At 57.6% G+C, this 25366-nt stretch carries 21 protein-coding genes; 11 read left to right on the forward strand and 10 right to left on the reverse strand.

Annotated elements, in window-relative coordinates; translation table 11 throughout:
- Positions 1 to 132: 132 nt before the first annotated feature.
- A complete protein-coding gene (locus tag ACRQ84_RS04720) occupies positions 133 to 618 on the forward strand; it encodes an RrF2 family transcriptional regulator (RefSeq protein ID WP_008110154.1) in 486 nt (161 codons plus the stop codon).
- A 115-nt stretch (positions 619 to 733) separates the two neighbouring features.
- On the opposite strand, the gene oqxB is transcribed toward ACRQ84_RS04720, so the two are convergent.
- Both oqxB and ACRQ84_RS04730 read right to left on the reverse strand, forming a co-directional pair.
- The gene (gene oqxB / locus ACRQ84_RS04725) at positions 734 to 3886 is read right to left on the reverse strand and encodes a multidrug efflux RND transporter permease subunit OqxB (protein ID WP_483817297.1); all 3153 of its coding nucleotides are present in this window, start codon (positions 3884 to 3886) and stop codon (positions 734 to 736) included.
- An 18-nt stretch (positions 3887 to 3904) separates the two neighbouring features.
- The gene (locus ACRQ84_RS04730; RefSeq protein WP_064741102.1) at positions 3905 to 5059 is read right to left on the reverse strand and encodes an efflux RND transporter periplasmic adaptor subunit; all 1155 of its coding nucleotides are present in this window, start codon (positions 5057 to 5059) and stop codon (positions 3905 to 3907) included.
- 300 nt (positions 5060 to 5359) lie between these two features.
- Here ACRQ84_RS04730 and ACRQ84_RS04735 point away from each other — a divergent pair, with 300 nt between their 5' ends.
- From ACRQ84_RS04735 to ACRQ84_RS04745, 3 genes are all read left to right on the forward strand, one after another.
- Positions 5360 to 5707, forward strand: a complete 348-nt coding sequence (locus tag ACRQ84_RS04735; RefSeq protein WP_007891342.1) for a helix-turn-helix domain-containing protein — start codon at positions 5360 to 5362, stop codon at positions 5705 to 5707.
- Between the two features lie 101 nt (positions 5708 to 5808).
- Positions 5809 to 6243, forward strand: coding sequence for a ribonuclease domain-containing protein (locus tag ACRQ84_RS04740; RefSeq protein ID WP_483817298.1), 435 nt, complete (start codon positions 5809 to 5811; stop codon positions 6241 to 6243).
- Positions 6244 to 6245: 2 nt separating this feature from the next.
- On the forward strand, positions 6246 to 6518 hold the full coding sequence (locus ACRQ84_RS04745; RefSeq protein ID WP_064741104.1) for a barstar family protein: 273 nt from the start codon (positions 6246 to 6248) through the stop codon (positions 6516 to 6518).
- 1 nt (position 6519) lies between these two features.
- Here the strand turns inward: ACRQ84_RS04745 and ACRQ84_RS04750 are convergent, their stop codons facing one another.
- From ACRQ84_RS04750 to ACRQ84_RS04765, 4 genes are all read right to left on the reverse strand, one after another.
- On the reverse strand, positions 6520 to 8892 hold the full coding sequence (locus tag ACRQ84_RS04750; protein WP_483817299.1) for a virulence factor SrfC family protein: 2373 nt from the start codon (positions 8890 to 8892) through the stop codon (positions 6520 to 6522).
- A complete protein-coding gene (locus tag ACRQ84_RS04755; RefSeq protein WP_483817300.1) occupies positions 8889 to 11861 on the reverse strand; it encodes a virulence factor SrfB in 2973 nt (990 codons plus the stop codon). Before ACRQ84_RS04755 ends, ACRQ84_RS04750 begins: the two co-directional genes overlap by 4 nt.
- A gap of 2 nt (positions 11862 to 11863) precedes the next feature.
- A complete protein-coding gene (locus ACRQ84_RS04760) occupies positions 11864 to 13207 on the reverse strand; it encodes an SrfA family protein (RefSeq protein ID WP_483817301.1) in 1344 nt (447 codons plus the stop codon).
- A 152-nt stretch (positions 13208 to 13359) separates the two neighbouring features.
- Positions 13360 to 14538 carry a benzoate/H(+) symporter BenE family transporter gene (locus ACRQ84_RS04765; protein WP_483817302.1) on the reverse strand — a complete coding sequence of 393 codons (1179 nt, stop codon included), beginning with the start codon at positions 14536 to 14538 and terminating at the stop codon, positions 13360 to 13362.
- A 95-nt stretch (positions 14539 to 14633) separates the two neighbouring features.
- Here ACRQ84_RS04765 and ACRQ84_RS04770 point away from each other — a divergent pair, with 95 nt between their 5' ends.
- The 3 genes from ACRQ84_RS04770 to ACRQ84_RS04780 all read left to right on the forward strand — a co-directional run bounded on the left by ACRQ84_RS04770 (position 14634) and on the right by ACRQ84_RS04780 (position 16409).
- A complete protein-coding gene (locus ACRQ84_RS04770; protein WP_064741109.1) occupies positions 14634 to 15179 on the forward strand; it encodes a helix-turn-helix domain-containing protein in 546 nt (181 codons plus the stop codon).
- A 232-nt stretch (positions 15180 to 15411) separates the two neighbouring features.
- The gene (locus ACRQ84_RS04775; RefSeq protein WP_064741110.1) at positions 15412 to 15837 is read left to right on the forward strand and encodes a MarR family winged helix-turn-helix transcriptional regulator; all 426 of its coding nucleotides are present in this window, start codon (positions 15412 to 15414) and stop codon (positions 15835 to 15837) included.
- A 17-nt stretch (positions 15838 to 15854) separates the two neighbouring features.
- Entirely contained in the window at positions 15855 to 16409 is a 555-nt protein-coding gene (locus tag ACRQ84_RS04780; RefSeq protein WP_064741111.1) for an isochorismatase family protein, read from the forward strand.
- A 108-nt stretch (positions 16410 to 16517) separates the two neighbouring features.
- Here the strand turns inward: ACRQ84_RS04780 and ACRQ84_RS04785 are convergent, their stop codons facing one another.
- From ACRQ84_RS04785 to pqqU, 3 genes are all read right to left on the reverse strand, one after another.
- Positions 16518 to 16943, reverse strand: coding sequence for a type II toxin-antitoxin system VapC family toxin (locus tag ACRQ84_RS04785; RefSeq protein WP_483817303.1), 426 nt, complete (start codon positions 16941 to 16943; stop codon positions 16518 to 16520).
- On the reverse strand, positions 16943 to 17194 hold the full coding sequence (locus tag ACRQ84_RS04790; RefSeq protein ID WP_483817304.1) for a type II toxin-antitoxin system prevent-host-death family antitoxin: 252 nt from the start codon (positions 17192 to 17194) through the stop codon (positions 16943 to 16945). The genes ACRQ84_RS04785 and ACRQ84_RS04790 overlap by 1 nt, the downstream gene beginning before the upstream one ends.
- Positions 17195 to 17328: 134 nt before the next feature.
- On the reverse strand, positions 17329 to 19428 hold the full coding sequence (gene pqqU / locus ACRQ84_RS04795) for a TonB-dependent receptor PqqU (protein WP_483817305.1): 2100 nt from the start codon (positions 19426 to 19428) through the stop codon (positions 17329 to 17331).
- 218 nt (positions 19429 to 19646) lie between these two features.
- On the opposite strand from pqqU, the gene ACRQ84_RS04800 reads away from it, so the two are divergent.
- Positions 19647 to 20510, forward strand: a complete 864-nt coding sequence (locus ACRQ84_RS04800; protein ID WP_483817306.1) for an NAD(P)-dependent oxidoreductase — start codon at positions 19647 to 19649, stop codon at positions 20508 to 20510.
- Position 20511: 1 nt separating this feature from the next.
- Complete coding sequence (locus tag ACRQ84_RS04805) at positions 20512 to 21294, forward strand: AraC family transcriptional regulator (protein ID WP_483817307.1); 783 nt, start codon at positions 20512 to 20514, stop codon at positions 21292 to 21294.
- Here the strand turns inward: ACRQ84_RS04805 and leuA are convergent.
- A complete protein-coding gene (gene leuA, locus ACRQ84_RS04810; protein ID WP_483817308.1) occupies positions 21245 to 22930 on the reverse strand; it encodes a 2-isopropylmalate synthase in 1686 nt (561 codons plus the stop codon). The two genes, ACRQ84_RS04805 and leuA, sit on opposite strands and share 50 nt — an antisense overlap.
- Positions 22931 to 23211: 281 nt before the next feature.
- Here leuA and ACRQ84_RS04815 point away from each other — a divergent pair, with 281 nt between their 5' ends.
- Together ACRQ84_RS04815 and ACRQ84_RS04820 are read left to right on the forward strand one after the other, a co-directional pair.
- Positions 23212 to 24144, forward strand: coding sequence for an ABC transporter substrate-binding protein (locus ACRQ84_RS04815; protein ID WP_483817309.1), 933 nt, complete (start codon positions 23212 to 23214; stop codon positions 24142 to 24144).
- A gap of 78 nt (positions 24145 to 24222) precedes the next feature.
- Complete coding sequence (locus tag ACRQ84_RS04820; protein ID WP_483817310.1) at positions 24223 to 25248, forward strand: dipeptidase; 1026 nt, start codon at positions 24223 to 24225, stop codon at positions 25246 to 25248.
- Positions 25249 to 25366: the final 118 nt, after the last annotated feature.

Raw genomic sequence — 25366 nt, forward strand, 5'->3', positions numbered from 1 at the left:
AATGGTGAATACGTGCCAGGATCACCGGCGTTGGCTTCTAAAAAGCAACAGTGTTTGTTATATTTATTGCTCATTGATCACTCACTGTCGCGGCATAAAAACAACCAGATAACCGCAACTCAGGATATTGAAATGCTTGATTACCGCTTCCCGACAGCTTTGCAGATGGTTTTGAGCGTAGCGATGGCGGAGCAACTGGGCAAACGCTCGACCAGCGCCATATTGGCGTATGGTCTTGAAGCGAACCCCAGTTTCATTCGGAAACTTATGGTTCCGCTCACGCGTGACGGCATTATCGTCTCGACACTTGGCCGCACCGGCTCGATTCACCTGGGCCGCCCGGCTGCGGAGATCACACTGCGTGACATTTATACGTCGGTGATCGAAGACAAAAAACTCTGGGCGTCGCGTCCAGACGTGGCACCGCGTTGTCTGGTCAGTGCCAACCTGTGTTGGTACTTCAAATCGATAGCTGAAGAGGCGGAAGAGGCCTCGCTGAAAGTCCTGGAAACCCGCACCGTAGCGGATGCGCTGGCCGAACTGAAGCATAATGACACCAGCAACTGCGAAGAACTGCCCGATCTTGAACTCGCCGATCTGTGCAAAAAAGGCCGCTAAAACCGCACCAATCCCGTAAGGTCGCCACTCATGGCGACCTTTTTTATTGCCCCGAACTCCAGCCATAAAAAAATCCGGGCACATCGGCCCGGATTGTTCACTTCACACTTTACTTTTACGCGGTCTGGACTTCCGTTTGAGGCTGTTTGCGCGTCACTAGCTTACGCAGCGTCACATAGAATACCGGCGTCAGGAACAGGCCAAACAGCGTCACGCCCAGCATGCCTGAGAACACGGTAATCCCGGTTACGCCGCGCACTTCGGCGCCGGCACCTTCACCCAGAATCAGCGGAATAGTACCGGCGATAAAGGCAATCGAGGTCATGACGATCGGACGCAGACGCAGACGACAGGCTTCCAGCGCCGCATCAACAATGCTCTTGCCCTGCATCTCCAGCTCGCGCGCAAACTCGACAATAAGAATCGCGTTCTTACACGCCAGCCCCATCAACACCACCAGCCCAACCTGCACAAACACGTTGTTATCGCCGCCGGTGAGCCACACGCCAACCAGCGCAGAGAGCATGGTTACCGGCACAATCAGAATCACCGCCAGCGGCAAGGTCCAGCTTTCATACAGCGCCGCCAGCACCAGGAACGCCAGTAAAACCGCGACCGGGAAAACGATTAGCGCGGTATTGCCCTGCGTTGATTGCTGATAGCTCAGGTCGGTCCATTCAATGTTCATGCCGTTCGGCAGCACCTGCGTGGACATCTCTTCCAGCTTCTGCATCGCCTGCGCCGAAGAGAGCACGCGCGGATCGGCATCGCCAATCAGATCCGCCGCAGGATAGCCATTGTAGCGAATCACCGGATCCGGGCCGTAGGTGGTGGTGATATTCACCATGCTACCAATCGGCACCATTTCGCCGCGATCGTTGCGGGTGCGCAGATTGCCTATATCCTGCACGCTATCGCGGAAATCGCCGTCCGCCTGCGCCATCACGCGCCAGGTACGACCAAACTTATTGAAATCGTTAACGTAAGACGATCCCAGATAGGTTTGCAACGTACTGAACAGCTCGGTCAAAGATACGCCTTGCGCTTTGGCTTTATCACGATCCACCTGCACATCCAGTTGTGGCACGTTGGCCTGATAGGATGAAATCGGGAACATCATGCCCGGCGTCTGCAATACCGCTCCCGTCAGTGTATTAATGGCCGTTTGCAGCGCACCGTAACCCAGGCCCGCACGATCCTGCACATACAGCGAATAACCGGAGCCTTGTCCCAGACCCAAAATCGGCGGTGGCATAATCGAGAAGCCAAAGCCTTGCTGGATTTTCGAGATTTTTGCGTTGATCTCGGCATTGATTTCCGCCGCGCTGCGCGTGCGCTCGTTGAACGGTTTCAGGCCGAAGAACACCGTGCCGGTATTCGGCGTGTTGGTGAACTGCAACGCATTCAGGCCGGGGAAAGCAACCGAATAGGCCACGCCTTCGGTGTTCATGCCGATTTCACTCATCTTGCGAATCACTTCATCGGTACGCGCCAGCGACGATCCTTCCGGCATCTTCACGCCGCCAATCAGATACAACTTATCCTGGGTCGGAATAAAGCCGCCCGGCACGGTGTGGAACATAAAGCCCGCACCCGCCAGCAGCAGCACGTATACGCCAAACACCGCGCCACGGCGCCGCAAGGTTTTGCCGACCAGCGATTCATACCCATCCGAACTGCGCTGGAAGAAGCGGTTAAACGGTCGGAACAGCCAGCCGAGCAGGCGATCGATAATGCGCGTCGGCATATCCTTCGCGGCATCATGCGGCTTCAGCAGCAGCGCCGCCAGCGCCGGTGACAGCGTCAGCGAGTTGATGGCGGAAATTACCGTGGAAATAGCAATCGTCACTGCAAACTGCTTATAGAACTGACCGGTCACACCGGACAAGAACGCCATCGGCACGAACACCGCACACAGCACCAGCGCAATGGCGATAATCGGTCCTGACACCTCGCGCATCGCCTGATGCGCCGCCGCCGTCGGCGACAAGCCTTGCTCGATATTACGTTCGACGTTCTCCACCACCACGATGGCGTCATCCACCACGATGCCGATCGCCAACACCAGCCCGAACAAGCTTAAGGTATTGAGCGAGAAGCCCAGCAGATAGAGGATACTGAAAGTACCGACCACCGAAACCGGCACCGCCAGCAGTGGGATGATCGAGGCGCGCCAGGTTTGCAGGAACAGAATCACCACCAACACCACCAGCACAATCGCTTCGAACAGCGTTTGCACTACGGCGCGAATCGAATCACGCACGAACACGGTGGGGTCGTAAGGCGCAGCCCACTGTACATCGTCCGGGAAGCGGGTCGCCAGTTCGGCCATTTTGTCGCGCACCGCATTCGACAGGTCGATGGCGTTGGCACCCGGTGCCTGGAAGATACCAATGCCGACCGCATCTTTGTTGTTCAACTGCGAACGCAATGCGTAGCTGCCGGAACCCATCTCAATACGCGCCACGTCACGCAGGCGCACCAGCGTGCCGTCGTCGGCGGTTTTCAGGATGATATTGCCAAACTGCTCTTCACTTTCAAGACGGCCTTGGGTGTTAATCGACAGCAGAAAATCACTCTGTTTCTTCAGCGGCTCAGCGCCAAGCTGGCCGGCAGAAACCTGTACGTTCTGCTCCTGCATCGCGCTGACCACATCGGAAGCGGTCAAGCCACGCGCCGCCACCTTATTGGGATCGAGCCAGACGCGCATCGCGTATTCACCGGCACCGAAGATCTGAATCTGACCCACGCCCGGCAGGCGTGCCAGTTCATCTTTCACCTTCAGCGTGGCGTAGTTACGCAAATAGAGTGAATCGTACTTACCGTGCGGCGAGAACATGTGCACCACCAGCGTCAGCGTCGGCGACATTTTCTGCGTGGTGAGGCCCAGTTGCCGTACTTCTTCTGGCAGACGCGCTTCGGCCTGCGCCACGCGGTTCTGCACCTGAACCTGCGCCTGATCCGGATCGGTACCCGGACGGAAGGTCACGGTGGTGACCAGCACGCCATCGGAACCGGCCACGGACTTCATGTACATCATGTTTTCCACCCCGTTGATGGCTTCTTCCAGCGGCGTGGCCACGGAATCGGCAATCACTTTGGGGTTGGCGCCAGGGTATTCCGCGCGCACCTGCACGCTGGGTGGCACCACGTTAGGATATTCACTGATCGGCAGCAGCGGAATGGCGATCAGTCCGGTGGTAAAGATCAGAATCGACAGCACCGCAGCGAAGATCGGGCGGTCGATAAAAAAGCGGGAGAAATCCATAAAAGGCAGTCTCGAAGGTTATTGAGCGGAGCGCATCGCCACCGGTTGAGCGGTCACCGGCATGCCAGGCATAAAGACTTTCTGCAAGCCGTTAACGATGACCTTGTCGCCGGGTTTCAGGCCCTGCTGCACAATGCGCAGACCATCGGCTAACTCACCGGCCTGAATATCGCGGCGCTGGGCTTTGCCTTGCGCATCGACCACGTAAACGTATTTACGATCCTGATCGGTTAGTACGGCTTTATCGTCAATCAACAGCGCAGTGAAATCAGCGCTGCCCGGCAAGCGCACGCGTGCAAACAGGCCCGGCGTGAACTGACGCTGCTGATTATCCAGCGAGGCGCGCATGCGAATGGTGCCGGTGCTGGCGGTCAGTTGGTTATCAAGGAAATCCACGGTGCCGCGATGCGGAAAACCCTCTTCGCCGGTCAGCGCCACTTCCACCGGCAGCGATCCGCGATTTTCACCTTTACGCGCCATCGCCTGATAATGCAGATAGGTTGCTTCATCCACGTCGAAGTAGACGTACATGCGATCCTGCGAGACTAACGTGGTCAGCACGCTGGCACTGTCGCCGGCGGTAACCAAATTACCGGTGGTGATCATCGCACGGCTAGCGCGACCTTCAATCGGCGCGGTAACGCGGGTGAAATCGAGGTTGAGCTGCGCCATATCCACCGCAGCTTGCGCGGATAATACGCTGGCCTGCGCCTGATTGGCCGCAGAACGACGCTGTTCCCACTCTTCGCGTGAAACGACATTGGTGCCAATCAGCTTATCGGTACGCGCCGATTCACTGCGTGCCAGCGTGGCCTGACTACGCGCATTGGCCAGCTCGGCCTGCGCCTGTTCCAGCGTGGCGCGATAAGTGCGATCGTCAATGGTGAACAGCACCTGACCTTTTTTCACTTCTTCGCCTTCGCGATAATTGACCTGATCGATATAGCCTGAAACGCGCGGACGCAGCTGCACGCTCTGCACCGCTTCGAAGCGGCCATTAAAGCTATCCCATTGGCTAACTTTCTGTTCTACCACCTGCGCGACACTCACTTCGGGCGGCGGTGGCGGGGCATTTTGCGCTACACCGCGATCGCAACCGGCCAGCAGGCTTCCCAGCAACATCACTCCTGACAGGCTTACCGCCCGACGAACCCCATTTATTTGCAGATGCATTGTTGTTATTCCGCTTTGGTGAATAAAGAAAGGAGACGTACGAAAAATCTGCAACTTTGAAGATTGCATTAAAACGCGATGAGTGTAGGCTTGTGCAAACTGCAACTGCAAGAATATCTGATACACTTTATGTGCGGTTTTGATCATTGCGTTGCACAGCGAGCAAAGCCCCTACATGCTGTGCGGCATTTAATGTACTAATAAAACTTGCATTAAATGGCAACATCGGTCACCCTTAAAGTGTAATTGCAACTGATACTGATACTGATACTGTTCGCCGAGGCGACGGGAGAGAATGGCATGATGAGCGACGCATTTATTCACGATCTAATCGACTGGATTGATAACAACATTGAAGCACGTCTGGATCTGGACACCGTAGCAGGGCGCGCTGGCTACTCGAAGTGGCACCTACAGCGGATGTTCAAAGAGCACACCGGCTATCCACTGGGTGAATACATTCGTAACAAGAAATTGAAAAAATCGGCCGACCGTTTGACCACCAGCAACGAGCCGATTCTCAACGTCGCGATTTCACTTGGTTTCGATTCACAGCAGTCGTTTAACCGCAGCTTCAAACGCCAATATGGCGTAGCGCCGGGAGCATGGCGTCGTCACGCCGCGCCAACCGCCAGCGCAATGCAGTAACACCCCGCCAGGGCCAGCTTGGCTGGCCCGCGTTACTTTCCGCTGTAAATTCACTGCCCTAAATCTGCTACTATCGTCGTCCTGTTATTCAGGATGTCACTATGTCGAAGAAACTTTGGATTGCCTTAATTCTGATCCTGGCCGCGCTGTGGCTCGGGTTAAAACCGCACTTGTCCAACAAATGGGCAAAAAGCCACCCCGATATTTCGCAACTCACCGATGCCAATACCGTGGCGCGTTGGCTGCAACAACATCATCAATTACCTCCTCTCTATCTCACCAAAGGTGAAGCGCGTCATCAGGGCTGGAATCCAGGCAAAGGCAACTTGTGCGAAGTCTTGCCCGGTCGCGCCATTGGTGGCGATCGCTTTAGTAATCGTGAAAGACGGTTGCCGATGCAGCCGGGTAGACAATGGTATGAAGCCGACGTCAATTACGATTGCGGTCACCGCGATGCCGATCGTCTGCTTTACTCTTCCGATGGCCTGATTTTCCTCACCACCGATCACTATCGCAGCTTCAAACAGGTGCCTTAACCATGTTGACGCTCCATTTTGACTTCCAACACTTACCGGACCGCCAGGCGTTTTATCGCGCGCTGGCGCAGCAAAGCGCTTGCCCGATGGATTTTGGCAATAATCTGGATGCCATGTGGGATTGGCTAACCGGCGGTATGGCGCTGCCTGCGACGTTCTATCTGGTGCATGCCGATGACGCCAGCAAACGTGGCGAGTTTGCGCCATTGCTGGCGCTGCTTGAAGAGGCGCAGCAGCAGTTGCAAGGCGAGCTGCGCCTGGTACGAGAGGCGTAAATCAGGCGTGCAGCGGCAGCAGTAAAATCGCCAGCATCTGCCGCGCATTGGCAGGCAGATCGCCGCCGCCGGTATAGCCATTATTCTCAACGATCACCGAATTCAACCCCACCAGCCAGTCATAAATGTAGTAAGCAGTGTGATTGGCGGGTGCGACCGACAGACGGGTTAAACGCTGTCCCGGCGAGAAACTAACGCTTGGCGCTGGCGGACGCGCAAAAATCGTCTGACCGCGATTGACGCGACTCTCCGGACGTTCACTTTCCGGACGCTGTAAAAAGCCCAGCCACGCGACAAAATCACCCAGCACTGTCATGGCGCGTGAAACCTGGCGATCGGTTCGCGCTTCATGCGCGCTAGCCTGCGCATCCGGCTCGTTGAGCGCGCTCTGCAGTTTGCTGAGCACCTTGAGACGGAAGCTGGCGGTAATTAACTCCTCTACCAGCATCTCCAGCGTCGGTTTATCAACGTTGAGCAACGCCAGCAGGCTGCGGCTTTCCGGCAACTGACGTAAATGCTCGAGCCACAGCGCAAAGACCTGCTGCGGGAATTGCTGATCGCGCTGACCACCTGAACTGCGCGGCTCAGGGGCGGCCACCGGCTCATCTTTAAACAGATCGAACTCGAAGCCAATGCCAAAATAACTCTGCTCAGCCGCCGCGGTTTTGGCGCTGTGCTGAATATGGGTGCTGCTGCTTTGACTCAGCCACAGCTGGCGTACCGCTTCGCGTGAAGGCTGGAGGCGCTCCAGTAGTTCACCGTGCAATCCGGTACGATGTTGCAAACATTTCAGCAGCGTATCGGAGATGGCCTGTTTGCGTGCTGCCTGTTCGGGCGTGGCTGTGGACTCGGTCCACGGCTGCAAACGCTCCACCAACTTCTGCTGCAAGGCGCTAAGTTGCTGCGCCAGACGATCGCGGCGTGCTTCCGGCTGCATCTCATCCTGCAACCAGCTGCCCATGCGATCGACACCGGCGCGATCGAGCGCCAACATCGACCCCCAGCTTTGACCCGGCTGACCAATCTGCCGTTGCACCGCTTCATCGACGTTAATCTGCTGTTGCTGATAGCGCGCATCATGCGGCGTAATTGCCCAAATCAGACGCGGCTTCTCACCGCTGGCGGCGATCGGTTGATGCATGTGCCATTCACGCAGCGCGCTGGCGGCGACATCGGTGTCCTGACGCTGACTGGCCGCGGTACAAATCAGCATCAAATCGATGCCCTGACGCGCGGCGTACAGTCCTGGCATCAGCGCGCGTTTCTGTTCCAGCAGGGTGGCGCGCAGCGGATCGCGTTTCCGCAACTGCGCCAGTTCATCTTGCTGGGCGCGATCGGCGGGTGTGCCCGGCGCGGGCAGCTCCAGCATATCTGCATCATCGTACAGCGCCTGACGCGGCGTGGAGCTCAGCGGCAGGGTGATCTCAAGGGTAAGCAGCGCCAGCAAACCGAGCGGTACATGCTGCGCTTTTCCCACACGATTGGCGACGATTGGACACACTTCAATCATTTCCAGCCAATCAGCATCGTTGCCAATCAGTTTTTCCGCTGGCAGCGCGGCGTCATCCGCCAGCAGGCTAAGCGGCGCTAATACGCGCGGTGCGTGGCGCAGCTGGTGGCGTAAGTGCATCAGGTCGCGCAGGCTTTCGTTCAGCGCGTGTTGACCCGGCCACAGCAGGGCAAACAGCTGCACGCGGTCATCGACGCTGAGCCACGGCGCCAGCGCAACCGCCTGCGGCCAAAAGTGACGATCGAGCATGTCGGCATGACGATGGTGACGACGACTCCACGCCCACAGCGTGATCAGCGCATCGCTGTCCAGTCCCGGCTGCAGTTCATCCTGACGATGGCGCTGCAACCGCTGCAGTGCGGCATCGATCTGTGCCGTGTCAGGCTGAAGGTCCGTGTTGGCACAGGCCAGCATCAGGCGAATCAGTTCCACTTCGCTCAGCAGCGTCATCTCCAGCGGCCAGGCATTTGACTGCGTTTCGCGCAGATGGCTGAAGCGGGTGGCGATAGCGAAATCCACATTGCCGGGATTGATATTCTGGAAATAATTCAGTGTCTTATCGCCGAGTCGCGCAATCAGTTGGCCCTGCGCATCGCCGACCATTTCACTCAGCAGCCAGGCTTTGCCCGCCTGCGACTGACCAAACAGCGCCAGCGTCACCGGGCGCGCCAGTTGACGCGCCAGCGCATGGCTTTCGACGCGCGCGCGGCGCAGCTGCAGCGTCAGGGTTTCGGCTTCCATCGCCAGACGCGGGGCGTGCGCCTGATGGGTTTCCACCCAGTTCAGCGCGCCGTCCAGGGTCTCCTGCATCAGGCTTAGACGTTTCGCAGGCGTTACCGGCGAGGCTTTTTTGGCAGTTCTCATCGTTTGCAGACGCTCCCGCTGTCGATCCAATATTGCGCATTCGCGTTGCCGGTGGCAGACAGCGTGTTCAGTTTCAGACTCAGTTGTTCCAGCGGCACACGCGTGCCGTCATCCATGCGTGCATCGCTCAGCACTAAGCGTTCCGGGCCAAGATTATCCGGTCCCGGCTGCACTGCCAGCTTGATGCGCAGCACGCTTTCACCGGCAACCTGACGCGCCAGCGTCGGATCAACAATGCTCAGGCTATACAGCGGCGAGGCCGGCCAGCGATCGTTTTCCAGCTGGCGGAAGCCGAGGCAGACATTGCCGCGAATGCGGAAGCTGCTTTTGCGATCCAGCGCAAAGCTGCTGCTGTCGAGATCGATCTCGCTGTAGCACAGATTGTCGTCGCTCAGCGCGCTGGTCTCATCCAGCACGCCAAGATAGCGAATGGTGGAGTAAGGTTCGAAATCACCGGCGCGGAACCAGAAGCTGCTCAGGCGCAAATCGAGCGCCAGCAAGCACAACATCGCGCCCACTGCGGCAGTGGATTTCGGGTTATCGATGCGCCCCTGTTTGTTGAACGGATACCAGTCGCTGGTGTGATAGCCTTCCAGCGACAAAATACGGCTGCCCGGCAGTGGTTGCAGATGGCGCACCAGCGCCTGAATGCCGGGGAAGCGTGATGGGCGACCGGTGAGCAACAGCACATCGCACTGGTACAGCGACACCACTTCGCACATCGCGCGCAGCGCCGGAATAATCGCCATGCGGTGTTGCAGGAACTCACCGTGCAGTTGCGCCATGCTGACCACCAACGGCACGTCGAGCAGATCGAAACGGCTGTCGCTGCCGAGCGTGCGCTGGATTTCACCGTTTACAAATGCCATCACGTTGATGGCCGGCTTTTGTGGCACCAGCTCGCCGAACAGCGCGTTGATTTCGCTGTGGCTGTCGAGCGGATCCCAGTTTTCATACTGTTCCAGCACCGCCTGCGCCAGCGGAATAAACAGCTGCAGCGTCACTTGTTGACGCAGTGTGGCCTGTCCATCCATGCGACTGTCGTGACCGAACAGTTTGTTCATCAGCGGCTCAGCCAGCTGCAAACCGGCTTTCTGCAAACTTTGCTGCAGCGCTGGCAGAATCCACAGCTGAATCACATCCAGCAGAATATCGTCACCCGCCACTTTAAAGCCTTCGCGGAACAGTAAGCGCGGCGTAATTTTGACGTTATTGCCCTGGCCGTCATCGAGGCGATATTGGGTAATAGCTAAGTCGGTGGTGCCGCCGCCGATATCAATTGAAGCGATGCGCAGGCTTTTACCTGGCAGCTCATCAACTTCACGCGGACGATCCGGACGCGCCATGCTGCTAAAGAAATCTTCTGCGCGACCGGCAAAGTTGACCTGAGTTTCGTTGAACAGCCACACCATTTGGCCGCAGGTGGCTTCGTCCCACTCCATCTGCACGTCCGGCACCGGACGCAGGCTGTGCGCCTGGCTGGCGGCGGTAAAGGGCTCTTCGGCCGGATGCCAGCCTTCAGCTTTCCACACCAGCGCGATGGCTTCCTGCATGCGGCGACGGAAAATCTCACGCTCCGGCTTTGGCATGGCGGAGGGCAGCGTCAAAATCACATGACGTAGCTGGCGTGGCGCCTGGCTTTGCGGCATGCGCTGGCGCTGCGCTACGCTGTTCATCTGCATCATCGCCTGCGCCAGCAGCTCACACAGCATAAAGGTCATCAGCGAACTCCGGCTGTAGCTGGCTGAGAACACGGGTAAGCGATCGTCTTCCGCCAGCGCGTGCAGCGGCTGGCCTTCGTCATTGACCAGCAAGGTAAACGGCAATGCGGTGGCCTGCGGCTCATCGCTGCTGCCGTTGGCGTTGAAGCGCCAGCCTGGCTGATAGCGCGCTTCATCCCACAAATAGCGGCGTGGGCTGGATAAACCGGTGCTGCCTTCGGTACCGGCACGCAGCAGCGCCAGACGGCTGGCTTCACGTCCTACACGCGTCAATGACGGCCACATAAACGCTTTTTCACGGCCGCTCTCGAGCGAAAAATTGGCTTTGCCAAAGCGCGTTTCCGCAAACTCCACGCGGCTATCGAACAGCTCGTTATAAACCTGATGCGGCTCGGAGAGATCGCGCAGCTGCAGCTCATAGGTTTGACGCAGGCCGCTGCTCTCTTCGGCGTGGTCTTCCACCAGAATGCCGCAGGTATGCGAGTTGCCGACGTCGAGAATGATATCGACATTAACCGCCGGGGTTTGATGTGACGCCGCTTGAATAGTGATTTCCGCCAGATCGAGCTGTTCGCCCAGCAGTTCCAGCAGATTAAGGTAGTGCGCCTGATATTCAAATTCACGTAGCGCCTGATTCAGCTCCTGTTCGCGACGCGATTCCAGCGCATGCACCTGCTGGCTAAAGGTTTCACGCAGCCAGCCATCAACCCACGTGTGATCAAGGAATTCGCCCAGCTCGTAATTGTGCCAGGCGAGGGCGAAACTGACGCCATTCTGCGCATCGGCTTTGCTTAAGCCGTGCTGCTCGCCGCCATCCTGTTCTGACACAATGCGCGTATCAAAAGCGAGCGTGATGCGATGGGTGTTGCCCGCCGCGTCGGGTTGCGTCAGCGGTGCCAGATGCAAACGCGCCCAGTTATCCGGCCCGCCAATAAAACGACGTCCGCTGGTGCAGCGTAGCACCGGCAGCGGTAGCCACTGCTGCGCCAGCAGTTTCAGTGAATCGGCCAGCGCGATATCCGTTTCCGGCCGCACCACTTCCGCCGCGCCGCCATCTTCCGGGAAGAGCAGGAATTTGCCGCTGTTACCGTCAACGTTGAGGCGCAGCAGCGGGCCATTCGCCGTTTGGCGGACGAACTGGCGGCGTGCCTGCAACGCAGGTAAACGCAAACCAAAATCAAGAAACTGCACACCGCTATCTTCAATCAGCGTGATTTTCTGTTTGTCATCGATGAGGGGAGCCAACATGTTTACTTACTCTCACGCTTAATCGTCAACGGGAACACCTGATCTGCGCCGTATTGCGCAGTACAGCTAGCGATGCCATCACCGGCTTTACACACCAGTTCGGGCATGCGGTAACGCGATTTATCGCTGCACGTCGCAGTATAGCGGCTGCGCACTTCCATGCTGCCGGCGGTGGTCATCGCGGCGGTGACATCGGCTTTACAGCGGATGTTGTCGCCCTGGGTAATGGTGGCGGTGCCTTTGCCGTTGCGGATCTGATAGCGCAGGCTTGGCGGCTTGCCAGTTGGCAGATTGGTTTGACGCAAGGTGACGCGCCAGGTGCCATTGATAAATTTCACCGAGCCAACGCGTGCATCGTCAGTGGTCATCACCAGATCATCGGCTTTGGCCGGTTCGGTGTGTTCTGCCACCACTTCAGGCGGTGCGGCAGGCGCGGCCACCGGCGCAGCGGCGATGACGGTCGCGGCAGTTTGCGGCAAGGTGGTGGCGAGTTTTTCCGCGTTAACCATGACGGCAGACGGCTTGCTGCTCGGCACAGCGCTGTCTACCCCCGTTGTCGCAGCAGGTTGCGGCGCGCTGTGCAGCCAGAAGGCGACGCCAGCGGCGACGACCGCGGCAACCGGCAACAGCAGCATCAGCGGACGTACGGCAAAGGCGCGACGGGGCGGCGCGACAGGTTCGGGTGCGGGTTCAGGCACGGGCTCAGGAATGACGTCAGCCACCGGTGCGTCGATTTCAGCTTCAGGCTCGTTCACCGGTTCGGCAGCGGCAGGCGGCACGTCGATCAGCGGCGCAATCACCGGCGCAACCACCAGCGGAGCGGGCGCTGGCGGGTCTGGCAGCAGCGGTGGCAGTTCATCTTCCAGCGAATCGCGCAGGCAGGCCAATGCGTCATCGCGTGAGCGCGCCTGCGGATCGACAAATCCCCAGAAGGTGATCACCGGTTTGCCATCCACCAGATAAACGTACTGCTGATCCGGGAACTGCAGGGTTTTGCTCAGCAGCGCGCCAAACAAGCGCATCGCCGGATTCTCAGCGTCGCGCGCACGCAGGCTCAGCGCCAGCAGATCCTGCTGGTTCAGCGTCAGCAGTTCCAGCGCCTGACGGCGCTCATGATCGCTGGCACCCAGCCAGGATTTTACTTTGCCGTTAAAAGGGGCATACCAATCGAGGCGGTCACCGCGCTCGTTAACCTGCGGAATCGCGAGGCAATTGGCCAGCGTAGTTTGGCGGCGCAGGCGCAAGGTTTCACGGATTTGCAGCGCGGACGTCCAGACCGGCTGGCCGTTTTCACCCAGTGCCAGTAACGTATCTAGATTGCCGCTGCGCAGAAAAGTTTTTGCCACTCGTTGGGCCCTTATCGGTGGTTGTCTGAGGCAGAACAGTGTGTGTTTTTGGCGATAATAGTGATCTTAAGCCAAATGCAGACAAATCAAACGGCTGATAAAGGGGGAAAAACAGGGCGTTTTTCCCGCGTGCAGAGAAGATTGTTGAATTTTTAAGCGCGGCTGCGCGGGGAAAGGATCAAATACGTCAGCATGCCGCCGATCAAACCCCAAAAGGCGGAGCCGATGCCGAGCAGCGAAATGCCACTGGCGGTGATCAGAAACGCCACGATGGCGCTGTCGCGCTGATCGGGCTCGGCTAACGCGCGCTGCAAACTGCCGGAGAGCGTCGCCAGCAGCGCCAGTCCTGCCAGTGTGGCAATCAACACCGGCGGTAGGGCGCTCAGCATCACGGCAATCAATCCGCCGGTGAGGCCGGTCAACAGATAGAACACGCCGGCGATTGCGGACGCCATCCAGCGGCGCGCCGGATTGGCATCGACATCGTCGCCCATACAGATGGCGGCGGTAATGGCGGCAATACACACCGAAAAGCCGCCAAACGGCGACAGCACTAAGGCGATAAATCCAGTCCAGCCGGTCAGCGCGGACACCGGCGGCTGATAGCCGTGCGCCTGCAGGGTGGCGATGCCGGGCGCGTTTTGCGATGCCATCGTCACGAGAAAATAGGGTAAACCGACGCCAATCAGCGCCGTCAGAGTAAACTGCGGCATGATGAATACCGGCCGACTGATCGCCAGCGCATGCGGCGGAAAGTGGATTGCTTGCTGACCGAGCGCCACCAGCACGCCCGCGATCAAGGCCAGAATAATCGCGTAGCGCGGCAGCCAGCGACGGCTAATCAGCCATACCAGGCACATGCTGCCGCACAGCGCGAAATTACTCTGTAACCCGCTAAACGTACTGATGCCAAACTTCAGCAGAATCCCGGCCAACATCGCCGCTGCCAGCGACTGTGGAATGTAATTCATTAATCGGGCGAACAGGCCGGTGATACCGCATAACACAATCAACAGGTTAGTCGCTACAAACACGCCAACCACTTCATTCAGCGTCAAACCCTGCACGCTGGTGGCGAGCAGCGCCGCGCCAGGCGTTGACCAGGCGGCGAGGATCGGCATGCGCGTCCACAACGACAAGCCAAATGACGCCAGTCCCATGCCGATGCCCAACATTGAAAACCAGCCACCAATCTGTTCTGGCGAAGCGCCAGCCGCTTGTGCTGCCTGAAAAATGAGTGCCGCGGTGCTGCTGTAGCCGACCAGCACGGCGATAAATCCTGAAATCAGCATCGGGAAAGAGAAGGCGCTGTGTGAGGCGGCGGTTGTCATCAGATCACATCCGGTTGTGCGTTATAACGCACATTGTGGCATGGAGCGTTATAGCGCACAAGTGATACACTGCGCGCGAGCTTTTGGGAGAATACATGGAAAATTTGCATCAATATTTGAGTCTGGCGCTGAAGCAACTGCGTCAGGCCAACGGCTGGAGCCTGACGCTGGCTGCGGATCGCACCGGCGTGAGTAAAGCGATGCTTGGCCAGATTGAACGCGGTGAATCGAGCCCCACGGTGGCGACGCTGTGGAAAATCGCCACCGGCTTTAACGTGCCGTTTTCCTTCTTTGTGCAGGGCAGCGATCACCCACCGGGCAGCGCGGCGACATTCAGCCAGCCCAATGCGCAGATGCAGGTCAAGCCGCTGCTGCCGTACGATGCCACACTGCGTTTTGACCTACTGGAAGTTACGCTGGCGGGTGGCGCGCAGAGCGATTCATCGGCGCATGAAAGCGGAGTGATTGAGCAGGTTGTGGTGCTGGAGGGCGAATTGTTGCTGGGCGTGGAAGGCACCTGGCGCCGCTTGCTCTCTGGCGAGGCCAGCCAGTTTGCCGCCGATACACCGCACAGCTACCGCAATCCTCTCAGCACGCCGCTGCGGTTTCACAGTTTGATTCACTATCTGCAGCGCCCGTAGCGGCGCAATTCATTGCGCGATAAATCGCGCTGCTACGGAATGTGCGGTGATGTGATGGGCGCTAAACTGTTTGGCAGTTCGCCATTCATGGCGACGAACACCCGGTGCGCATCAATGCGCACCCTACGAAACCCGTTGACAGCGCGCGCAATTACAAATTGATACGAAGGTAAACTACACAGTTTGCCTTCGTATTTATATACTCGCGGCTCATCACTAAGGAGAAGGTGCCATGAGCGACCTAAATAGCGCGGCCGCGTTACTGCGTAGCATCAATGGCAAACTGGCGCGTCGCCTGCGGGAATCTGCGCCGCCGGGCGATCTCACCTGGCCGCAGGTGTCGGTACTCGGTTATCTGGTACGCGATGGCGCAATGACGGTCACTGAATTGGCAACGCTTGAAGGTGTGCGCACGCAGTCGATGGGCGCCACAGTGGCCAGCTTGCAAACGCTGGGCATGGTGCAGGGTGCCGCCGATCCGCTGGATGGCCGTAAAACGCGCTATCAACCCACTGCTGCGAGCCTGCAACTGATCGCCGCCAATCGCGCACAGCGCGATGACTGGCTGGTGGACAGCATCGCGACGCAGCTCAATGCCCACGAACAGCAAACGCTGCTGGCCGCCATTCCCTTACTGCAACGACTTGCTGACCAATAATCCTGAGAGGACTCAACATGGCTTTAACTACCCTTGACGACAACACCGCGCTGATTGTGATTGACCTGCAAAACGGCATTGTCGCGTTACCTGTCGCACCGTTAGAGGCGCATGAAGTGATTGAGCGCTCAGCGCGCCTGGCCGATGCATTTCGTGGACAAAAGCGCCCGGTGGTGCTGGTCAACGTAGCGGGCGGTGCGCCAGGCCGTAATGAACAGCCTAAACACGCTGGCGAACTGCCGGCCGATTGGGCCACTTTAGTGCCGGATGTGGCGCAGCAACGTGGCGATATCACCATCACCAAAAAAACCTGGGGCGCCTTCCACAACACGGATTTGCATGAGCAGCTGCAGCAGCGTGGCATCACGCAAGTGGTTGTTTGCGGTATCGCCACCAGCATTGGCGTGGAATCGACGGCGCGTCAGGCATATGAATTAGGTTACAACGTCACGCTGGCAACCGATGCGATGACGTGCCTGGATGCCGAAACGCACAAAAACAGCGTTGAGCGCATCTTCCCGCGTCTGGGTGAAACCGGCACAACTGAAGATGTGCTGGCGTTGCTGAAGTAAAAGACAACTTCGGTCGCCATCAATGGCGACCTTACGTATATAGAGTTGGGTTTTCGTAGGGTGCGCATTGATGCGCACCTGGTTTGCAGGTCGCCATGTATGTCTGCCCTACAATGCCCGCCACGGATTCAGCAGCATCACGCCAGTCGTGTCAAAATCCTGTACGTTTCGAGTGACCAGAATTAAATCATGATAAATGGCCGTCGCTGCGATCAGCGCATCGGTATGCGGGCGTTCGTCGGGAATATGTAGCTGTGCGCAAAGGCGGGCAATAGCGCTATCAATCGAAAGTGTGCGCCAGGCAAATTCAGTGAGAACCTGCTCTTGATACCAACGTTGCAGATGATGAGCTTGTTGTGGGTCTTTCCGGGAAAATTTCAGAATGCCTTTTTCGATCTCCATCAATGTTAATGCTGAGATAAACATCTCATCTGCATCAATGGTTTTGGCCCAGGCAACGACCTGAGGATTGGCTTTAGGCGTCCCTGCCTTACGTAGTTCAGAAATAACATGGGTATCCAGCAAATAACGCATTAGAACTCCACATCCCTGGTGTTGATGGTTACACGTTCAGGCTCAAAGTCGATGTCAACGCCGTCTGACATGGCCAGTGATTCAACGATGCTTCTGTTTGATCCAGTGAGTTTCTTATACGCTTCAAACGTCAGTAAAACATGTGCAGGATTGCCACGGTCAGTAATATAGACCGGGCCTTCTTCTGCGGCTCTCTTGGCACGTGAAACTTCCTGATTAAATGCTCGACTAGTTATACGAGTCACTGTCATAAAGACCTCCATGGCATGTAGTTATGTTGCTACATCACGATAGTACGATTGATTGAGGTGAACAATATTTGCGCAAAAAAAAGCCCCGCAATAAGCTTGCAGGGCCTGGATTTCAACCGTAAGAACGCGTTTATTTACTGAAACGCATAACTCACTGTCAGACCCACGCTGTAGTTGCGGCCTGGCGCCGGTTCGTAGTAGCGACCGTTGCTTTCATTGACGATCACCGAACCGATGTAGTTGCGATCAAACAGGTTGTCGACGCGGCCAAACAGATCCAGCGTCCAGTTCTGCACCAGCCATTTATAACCGCTGTTCACGCCAACCACGGTGTAAGACGGCGCTTTTACATCGTTCTCATCATCCGCGGCGATATCGCTCAGGTAGCGCACATCGGTTCCGGCATACCAGCCTTGATCGGGCGCGTAAGCCAAGCCGGCGTAAGCCATGTTGCGGGCAATGCCGGGAATGCGGTTGCCGTCGCAGCTTTCGGTGCCGCAGACGTTAGAGCGATAACGGGCATCCAGCAAGGTCCATGCGGCTTTGAAACGCCAGCTCTCGCCGAACTGCTGGTCGAGGCCCAGCTCTAAGCCGCGACGACGCGTTTCACCGGCGTTTTTGTAGCTGGTGCGGCCTTCAAAGCTGCTGTCCGAAACGATCTCGTTTTTAGTGTCGGTCTGGAAAATCGCAGCGGTTAGCAGGCCATTGCCGATACGTTTTTTACTGCCCAGTTCAACGGTTTCGCTGGTGGCGGGTTGCAAGTTGAGATTCAGTCCGGCTTGATCGGCTGCGCGATACGACAACTCATTCAGCGTCGGCGTTTCGAAACCGCGACCGGCAGAAACGTAGGCGTTCCAGCTGTTATCAATCGCATAATTCAGTGCAGCCGCCGGTAACCAGCGATGGTAGCGACGATTGCCGCTGTCATCAGGATCGGTGGCGGTAACGTAGTAATCGTTGGAGTCGAAATTGACGGTACTGAAACGCACGCCCGCATCCAGCGATAATTTATCGGTCAGCTGCCACGCAGTTTGCAGATAGGGATCAAGATTCCACATCAGGTTGCGTTCATTACGCCGCATATCGCCCTGTACGCCCAATTCGTCGCCGCTAAAATTCTGATAACCCTTGCGCTTCTCGGTCATGGTTTCATAGTCGAGGCCGGCGGTGAAGGTCACCGGAAGGGTGAACAGTGCGTCGCGGTGCGTCCAGCGCGTATCAATGCCCTGATAATGGCGGGACAGCGAAATCACGCCGCCGGGATAACCTGCGCGCAACTGGGTGGCTTTGGGAATCGATTGATACTGCGTAGTTTCACGTTCACCCGCGTACATCATCACGCTGAGATCGTCGTTTTCACTCATCTGGCGCTGATAGTGCAGTCCCGCTTGCGTCTGATCGACGGTTTTACGCGCATCGTACAAGGTTACGTTGCTGGCTACCTGGCGCGGATTATCTTTCCACTGCTCGGCGGTCAAACCACCTGGATCCTGCGCTTCAACGTGCACGCTGTTGAACAGCAGCGTCAGGGTGCTGACATCATCAATGCGCACGCCAAGCTTGGCGTTGCCGAGATTTTTCTGCGCCGAGCTGTGATCGCGAAAACCGTGGGTGGTAAAGCGCGAGGCGGAAACCGTGTAATTGACATCCCCGGCTTGCGTACCGTCGCCGGTTGCACCGCTGGCTTTCACGCTGTTGCGCCAGCTGCCGTAACTGCCGTACCAGCTGCTGGCTTCAAGCGTGGTCGGTTGCTGTCCGGTTTCGGTTTCAACGTTAATCACCCCGCCCGACGAGTTACCGTACAACGCGGAGAAGGGGCCGCGCAGCACGTCGATGTGATCGATCGAGCCGATATCGATGTTGGACGTTTGTCCCTGGCCATCGGGCATGGTGGCGGGAATCCCATCAACGTACATACGGATGCCGCGCAGGCCGAACGTCGATCGTGATCCAAAACCACGCACTGAAATCTGCAAATCCTGCGCATAGTTTTGCCTATTCTGAATCTGCAAACCGGGCACGCTGGCGAGATTTTCTGACAAATTCACGCGCGGTGCGGCGTGGCGCATATCGTCGCCAGACACCACGCTGACCGCCGCGGGCGTGTCGAGCTCAGAAAGGCCGGACGCTGCAGGCGCAGCACTCACCACCATAGTATTGCTGGCAGCGCCAGCCGCCAGCGACATCGCAGGCAACATCAGTAATGAAGCCTGGCGCAGTAAAGCTATTTTCATTATGAAAGACCGTAAAAAGGGCGTGGAATGTACCAAGTGGAACATTAATGGCGCGTATGTTAATCGTTTTTTCAATTGTTTGAAAAGCGTTAATAGTATGACGGATTATTACTGTTTGCGGTGTTGAAAATGTTTTCTCATCGCATCTCTGGCCTGGCTGCCTCAGGGAAATTCTGTCAGTCTGGCGGTTTTGTCTGAAGGCATAAAAGAGAGGGAATATGAGTCAACAACCTGTGGTAGCGGTACTGGGATTGGGCGCAATGGGCCATGCGTTTGCCGCCAACCTGTTGAAAAAAGGCTTCACGGTGCGCGGCTGGAATCGCACGCGTGCCAAAGGCGAAGACCTGCTGGACGCAGGTATCACGCTGGCTGACAGCGCAGCGCAAGCGGTTGAGGGTGCGGATGTGGTGATCGCCATGCTCGCCGACGGCGATACCACGCGCGAGGCGCTGAACGCGGCCAGCAGCGCGCTCAAGCAGGGCGCGACAGTGTGCCAGATGGGCACCATCGGCGTGGACGCCACCGATCAACTGATCGCGGAAATTAACCGCACACGTCCGGACGTGGTGTTTATCGATGCACCGGTTTCCGGCACTAAAGCCCCCGCAGAAAATGCACAAATTCTGGTGATGGCGAGTGGCGATCAGAGCAAGGCGCAGGCTGCTGAGCAGGTCTTTGCCGCGATCGGTAAAGGCACACAGTGGCTGGGCGCAGCAGGTGCCAGTTCGCGCATGAAGCTGGTGGTGAATAGCTGGCTGATTGGTCTGATGCAGAGCCTGGCGGAAAGCACACGCCTGGCGGAAGAGTTTGGTTTCAGCACCGACGATCTGTGGAAAGTGCTGGATGGCGGCCCGCTGGCTACACCGTACGCCAAAATGAAACTCGGCATGATCGCCAGTGGTGATTTTACCCCGCAAATGCATCTGGTCTGGGCGCTGAAAGACGCCAAACTGGCGCTGGACGCGGCGGGTGATAGCAAACTGCCGGCGCTGGAAAATATCGTGGATGTCTGGCAGCAGGCGGTGGATGCTGGCTACGGCGAGCAGGATCTGGCGGCGGTGTATCAATACCTGAAGCGCTAACATGAGTGCGCGACTCAATTTCGACTTCACCTACCGTCCGCTGGTGCCCTTTGCGCACGATTATGCGCATGGCGACGCGGAGCCGTGGCATTTCCACCACTGCGCACAGTTGATCCATACGCTAAGCGGCGTGGTGAAGGTTGAAACGCAGCACGGCAGTTGGATTGTGCCGCCGAGTCGCGGCGTCTGGCTGCCGGCGGGAACACGCCACGCGCTGCATATCGTTGGTGCAGTGGCCGCGCGCACGCTGTTTGTCGATCCGCTCGCGCGCGCCGATCTGCCCGCCAGTTGTCAGGTGGTGCAGATTTCGCCCCTGCTGCGCGAGTTGATCGTGAGCGCGCTGACGCTGCCGGAGCAGTACGTTCCCGGCAGCCGCGCAGAGCGCATTTACGAGCTGATTCTCGATGAGATCCGCGTGATGGATGTGCTGCCCTTTGGCTTGCCGCTGCCGGAAAGCGATCGTTTGCTGAGTTTGTGCCAGCAGATCCAGGAAGCACCCGGCGAAAACTGGACGCTGGCCCGCGCCGCGGCTCTACTTTGCGTGGCGGAACGCACGCTGGCGCGCCATTTCAGTCGCGAAACCGGTTTGCAGTTCAGCGACTGGGTGCGCCGCGCGCGGCTAAGCGTGGCGTTAACCCGCTTAGCCCAAGGTGAAAGCGTGCTGACGGTGGCGCTCGATCTCGGCTATGACAGCCCGAGCGCTTTCAGCGCGATGTTTCGCCGCGTGCTCGGCGTTACGCCAGTGAACTATTTTCCTGTGGCAGAGAAGCGTGCGCTGCGTTGAGCAGCGCTTGCAATGAGGCGCGCGCCACATCGTTATCAATGCCCACACCCCACGCGCGTTCTCCGCGTGCATTAATACAGCTGATATAAGTCACCGAACGACTATCGCTGCGTTTGCCTAGCGTGTGTTCGTGATAATCCTCAATGGTGACGGCCACATCATAGCGCTGGCGCAATGCGGCGACGGCGGCAGAGAGCAAGCCATTGCCTTTGCCCTCCAGCGTTACCTGCTGCGTACCTTGTTGCAGCCGCGCTTTGAAACGCGTTTCGCCTTTATCATCGCTGTGGCTTTCCGCTTCCAGCAAACGTCGCACTGGCTGGGTTAAACCGTAATGCTGACAAAACAGCTGCCATAACGCATGGTGTGTCATCTCCTGACCGTGTCGATCGGTTTGCTGCTGCACCAGGCGGCTGAAATCCTGTTGCAATCCGCGCGGCAGCTGCAATCCATGATTCTGTTCCAGCAGCCATGCTGCGCCGCCTTTGCCGGATTGGCTGTTCACCCGGATCACCGCTTCGTAACTGCAGCCGATATCCAGCGGATCGAGCAGCAGATACGGCATCTGCCAGATCGTTTCTTCGCGTTGTGCGCGTTCGGCAAAGCCTTTACGGATCGCATCCTGATGCGAACCAGAGAAGGCGGTAAACACCAGTTCACCGGCATAAGGATGGCGTGGATGAACCGGTAACTGATTGCAGCGTGTTACCACTTCCAGCACCTGCTGGATATCACTGAAATCGAGTTGCGGCGCCACGCCCTGGGTGTAAAGGTTGAGCGCCAGCGTGACGATATCCACGTTGCCGGTGCGTTCGCCATTACCAAACAAGCAGCCTTCTACGCGATCGGCGCCTGCCAGCATCGCCAACTCCGCACAGGCGATGCCGGTACCGCGATCGTTATGCGGATGCACACTAATCGACACCTGCGATCGCTGGCTGAAGTGGCGACAGAAATACTCAATCTGATCGGCATAGACGTTCGGCGTATTCACTTCAACGGTGGCGGGCAGGTTGATGATCATTGGACGTGTAGGCCCCGGTTGCCAAATCACCGCTACCGCTTCGCAAATTTCCAGCGCAAAGTCGGGTTCGGTAAAGCAGAAGGTTTCTGGTGAATACTCGAAGGTCCACGCAGTCGCCGTTTGTGCTGCGCAGCGGGCACGGATCTGTCGCGCACCGGCGCAGGCCAGTTCAATAATCTCGGCTTTGCTCTGACGGAACACCCGTTCACGGAACAGCGGCGCGGTGGCGTTGTACAGATGAATAATGGCGTTGGGCGCGCCACGCAGCGCGTCAAAGGTGCGATCGATCAGATCGCTACGTGCCTGGGTCAGCACCTGAATCGCCACATCGTCTGGAATGTGGTTCTGCTCAATCAGCAAGCGCACAAAATCATAATCTGTCTGCGATGCTGCTGGAAACGCCACCTCAATCTCCTTAAAGCCGCAGCGCAGCAGCAGTTGCCAGAACTCCAGTTTGCGTGCGCTGTCCATTGGCGTCGCCAGCGCCTGGTTGCCGTCGCGCAGATCGGTAGAGAGCCAGCGGGGTGCCTGCGTCAGCTGGCGCGATGGCCACTGACGATCGGGTAAATCGATGACCGGAAATGGACGGTATTTTGCAGCGGGTTGCGTAAGCATAACGATCTCCTTGTGGTGTGGTTTCAGTGTTACCTACCACGCCGCCATAGGCTCGCCGATTGCTGACAATCCTTAGCGCATAACTGACAGAATGCCGTTCATTCCGCGCGCTCAATCTGTAGCGGCGCGATTTATCGCGCAATAAATTGCGCCGCTACAAAATGTGCGGTTATTTGCTCTAACGTCCATATGCGCCAGGCGGCAATTCTCATGCGAAATCGGCATCGGTCATTTGGCGTGCGCGGGTTAGGCTGGGGTTTTGCACCATGAGATAAAACACAATGCAAAGAGCAGCTTTGGCACTAATGATTTTGGCCACCAGCGGCGCGGCGGCAGCAGAAACCGTGACGCTGCGCATTGCCGATCAGAAAGGGAATATGCACGCCGAAATGGCCGCGGCGCAGCAGTTAAACAACCTCAATTATAAAATCGAATGGGCTGAGTTCCCGGCGGCGGCGCCGCTGGCGGAAGCGCTGAATGCCGGCGCGGTAGATGCCGGTATTATCGGCGATGCGCCACTGCTGTTCTCGTTGGCGGCCGGTTCGCAGGTGAAAGCGGTGGCGGTGAGTAAGTCGGTGCCCGAAGGATTGGCGGTGCTGGTGAGCCTCGATTCGCCCATCAAAACCGTTGCCGAGCTGAAGGGAAAAAATATCGCCACCGGACGCGGATCGATTGGCCACTTTGAAGCGCTTAAGGCGTTGGAGCAGGCGGGCGTCAGCGATAAAGCGGTTAAGTGGCGCTTCTTAACCCCGGCGGATGCGCGCATCGCGCTGGCAAACGGATCGGTGGATGCGTGGTCAACGTGGGATCCTTACACCGCGCTGGCGGAAGTCACCCATACCGGCCGCGTGCTGGTTAACGGCGTCGGGCTTTCCAGCGGCAATAGCTTCCTCGCCGCCACCGATGCAGCGCTGAAAGATGAGGCCAAACGCGTGGCGCTGCAGGATTACGTCAACCGGTTAGCCGCCGCCGATCGCTGGGCCAACAGCCATGTTGATGAGTATTCCAGCACGCTGGCAAAAATCATCGGCTTCCCAAAAGAAGCGGCAGCGAAATCCTTCTCACGCCGCAAATCGCACTGGCAGAGCATTGACGAGGCCACCATCAGCCAGCAGCAAGAGACCGCCGATTTCTATCAGAAATACGGTTTAATCCAGAAGCCGCTTGATGTGAAACCCACCTTTTATCACGGCTTAAAGGTTGCGCAGAACTAACCCTTTGTGCGCCCGCATTTGGCGAAACAGCAGCGCGCGCGTAGCATAGCGGCATGTTGTTTCGTCAAAGATCGCCTCATGTTGCTAAAAACCTTCGACGGTCATAACGACCTGCTTCTCAATCTATGGCTGCATCATCGCGATGATCCGGCGCAGGCATTTTTTCACGGCATCGAAAAGGGCCACCTCGATTTTCCGCGCATGCAGCAGGGCGGTTTTGCCGGTGGTCTGTTCGCGATGTTTGTGCCGCCACTGCGATATGTGAAAGAGGTCGCGCCGCAGCGAGCGGAAGAAAACCTCGACCCGCTAACGATTCTCTGGCAGCAGCTCGACATCCTGAAAACGCTGGCGGCGCAATCCGCCGGGCGGGCGCGTTTCTGCCTTAGCGCCGCGGACATCGCGGCCTGTCGCACAGATGGCGTGCTGGCGCTGGTGGCGCATATCGAAGGCGCGGACGGCTTTGATGGCGATGGCGCAGCGCTTGAGGCCTTTTATCAAGCGGGCGTGCGCAGCATCGGGCCGTTCTGGAATCTGCCCAATCGCTTTGGTGAAGGCGTGAACGGATCATTCCCCAACTCACCGGACAGCGGTCCGGGCTTGAGCGCAGAAGGCGAGCAACTGATCGCGGCAGCCAATCGCCATCGTATGTTGATCGACATGTCGCATATGAACGAGAAAGCCTTCTGGGACACCGCACGGCTGTCGACCGCGCCGCTGGTAGCGACGCACTCCAATGCGCACGCGCTCTGTCCACAGCCGCGCAATCTCACCGATGATCAGTTGCGCGCCATTCGCGACAGCGGCGGCGTGGTGGGCGTGAATTTTGGTAACGCTTTTCTGCGCAGCGACGGAAAACGCGACAGCGACACGCCGTTGATCGAAATTGTTAAACATGTTGAACACCTGATCGCGATAATGGGCCGCGATCATGTGGCGCTGGGCTCCGATTTTGATGGCATTAGCGTGCCTGAGGCGCTGAAAGATGTGACCGGATTACCGCATCTTTATGCGTTGTTGCGTTCGTTCGACTACGATCAAACAGCACTTGAGCAGCTCGCATGGGGCAACTGGCAGCGCGTGTTGCAACACATTTGGCAGGATTAGCACCATTCCCTTACCGAATCAGGGTTGATCTGCTCGCTACATTAGCGCAACATCTGCGCGCGTACGGATTGCAATGTGATCTACGTCACAGCAGCAATCCTCTCCAGCAGAGATTTCT

The organism is Pantoea sp. E2023-21 (assembly GCF_051302795.1).
GTDB lineage: Bacteria > Pseudomonadota > Gammaproteobacteria > Enterobacterales > Enterobacteriaceae > Pantoea > Pantoea ludwigii_A.

Excerpts from the sequence above, each read along its gene's own strand:
- ACRQ84_RS04780 (WP_064741111.1), top strand. The coding sequence starts at position 15,855 with ATGGCTTTAACTACCCTTGACGACAACACCGCGCTGATTGTGATTGAC.
- ACRQ84_RS04800 (WP_483817306.1), top strand. The coding sequence starts at position 19,647 with ATGAGTCAACAACCTGTGGTAGCGGTACTGGGATTGGGCGCAATGGGC.
- ACRQ84_RS04775 (WP_064741110.1), top strand. The coding sequence starts at position 15,412 with ATGAGCGACCTAAATAGCGCGGCCGCGTTACTGCGTAGCATCAATGGC.
- leuA (WP_483817308.1), bottom strand. The coding sequence starts at position 22,930 with ATGCTTACGCAACCCGCTGCAAAATACCGTCCATTTCCGGTCATCGAT.
- ACRQ84_RS04815 (WP_483817309.1), top strand. The coding sequence starts at position 23,212 with ATGCAAAGAGCAGCTTTGGCACTAATGATTTTGGCCACCAGCGGCGCG.
- pqqU (WP_483817305.1), bottom strand. The coding sequence starts at position 19,428 with ATGAAAATAGCTTTACTGCGCCAGGCTTCATTACTGATGTTGCCTGCG.
- ACRQ84_RS04805 (WP_483817307.1), top strand. The coding sequence starts at position 20,512 with ATGAGTGCGCGACTCAATTTCGACTTCACCTACCGTCCGCTGGTGCCC.
- ACRQ84_RS04735 (WP_007891342.1), top strand. The coding sequence starts at position 5,360 with ATGATGAGCGACGCATTTATTCACGATCTAATCGACTGGATTGATAAC.
- ACRQ84_RS04750 (WP_483817299.1), bottom strand. The coding sequence starts at position 8,892 with ATGAGAACTGCCAAAAAAGCCTCGCCGGTAACGCCTGCGAAACGTCTA.
- ACRQ84_RS04730 (WP_064741102.1), bottom strand. The coding sequence starts at position 5,059 with ATGCATCTGCAAATAAATGGGGTTCGTCGGGCGGTAAGCCTGTCAGGA.
- ACRQ84_RS04740 (WP_483817298.1), top strand. The coding sequence starts at position 5,809 with ATGTCGAAGAAACTTTGGATTGCCTTAATTCTGATCCTGGCCGCGCTG.
- ACRQ84_RS04755 (WP_483817300.1), bottom strand. The coding sequence starts at position 11,861 with ATGTTGGCTCCCCTCATCGATGACAAACAGAAAATCACGCTGATTGAA.
- ACRQ84_RS04765 (WP_483817302.1), bottom strand. The coding sequence starts at position 14,538 with ATGACAACCGCCGCCTCACACAGCGCCTTCTCTTTCCCGATGCTGATT.
- ACRQ84_RS04720 (WP_008110154.1), top strand. The coding sequence starts at position 133 with ATGCTTGATTACCGCTTCCCGACAGCTTTGCAGATGGTTTTGAGCGTA.
- ACRQ84_RS04770 (WP_064741109.1), top strand. The coding sequence starts at position 14,634 with ATGGAAAATTTGCATCAATATTTGAGTCTGGCGCTGAAGCAACTGCGT.
- ACRQ84_RS04820 (WP_483817310.1), top strand. The coding sequence starts at position 24,223 with ATGTTGCTAAAAACCTTCGACGGTCATAACGACCTGCTTCTCAATCTA.
- ACRQ84_RS04785 (WP_483817303.1), bottom strand. The coding sequence starts at position 16,943 with ATGCGTTATTTGCTGGATACCCATGTTATTTCTGAACTACGTAAGGCA.
- ACRQ84_RS04790 (WP_483817304.1), bottom strand. The coding sequence starts at position 17,194 with ATGACAGTGACTCGTATAACTAGTCGAGCATTTAATCAGGAAGTTTCA.
- ACRQ84_RS04745 (WP_064741104.1), top strand. The coding sequence starts at position 6,246 with ATGTTGACGCTCCATTTTGACTTCCAACACTTACCGGACCGCCAGGCG.
- oqxB (WP_483817297.1), bottom strand. The coding sequence starts at position 3,886 with ATGGATTTCTCCCGCTTTTTTATCGACCGCCCGATCTTCGCTGCGGTG.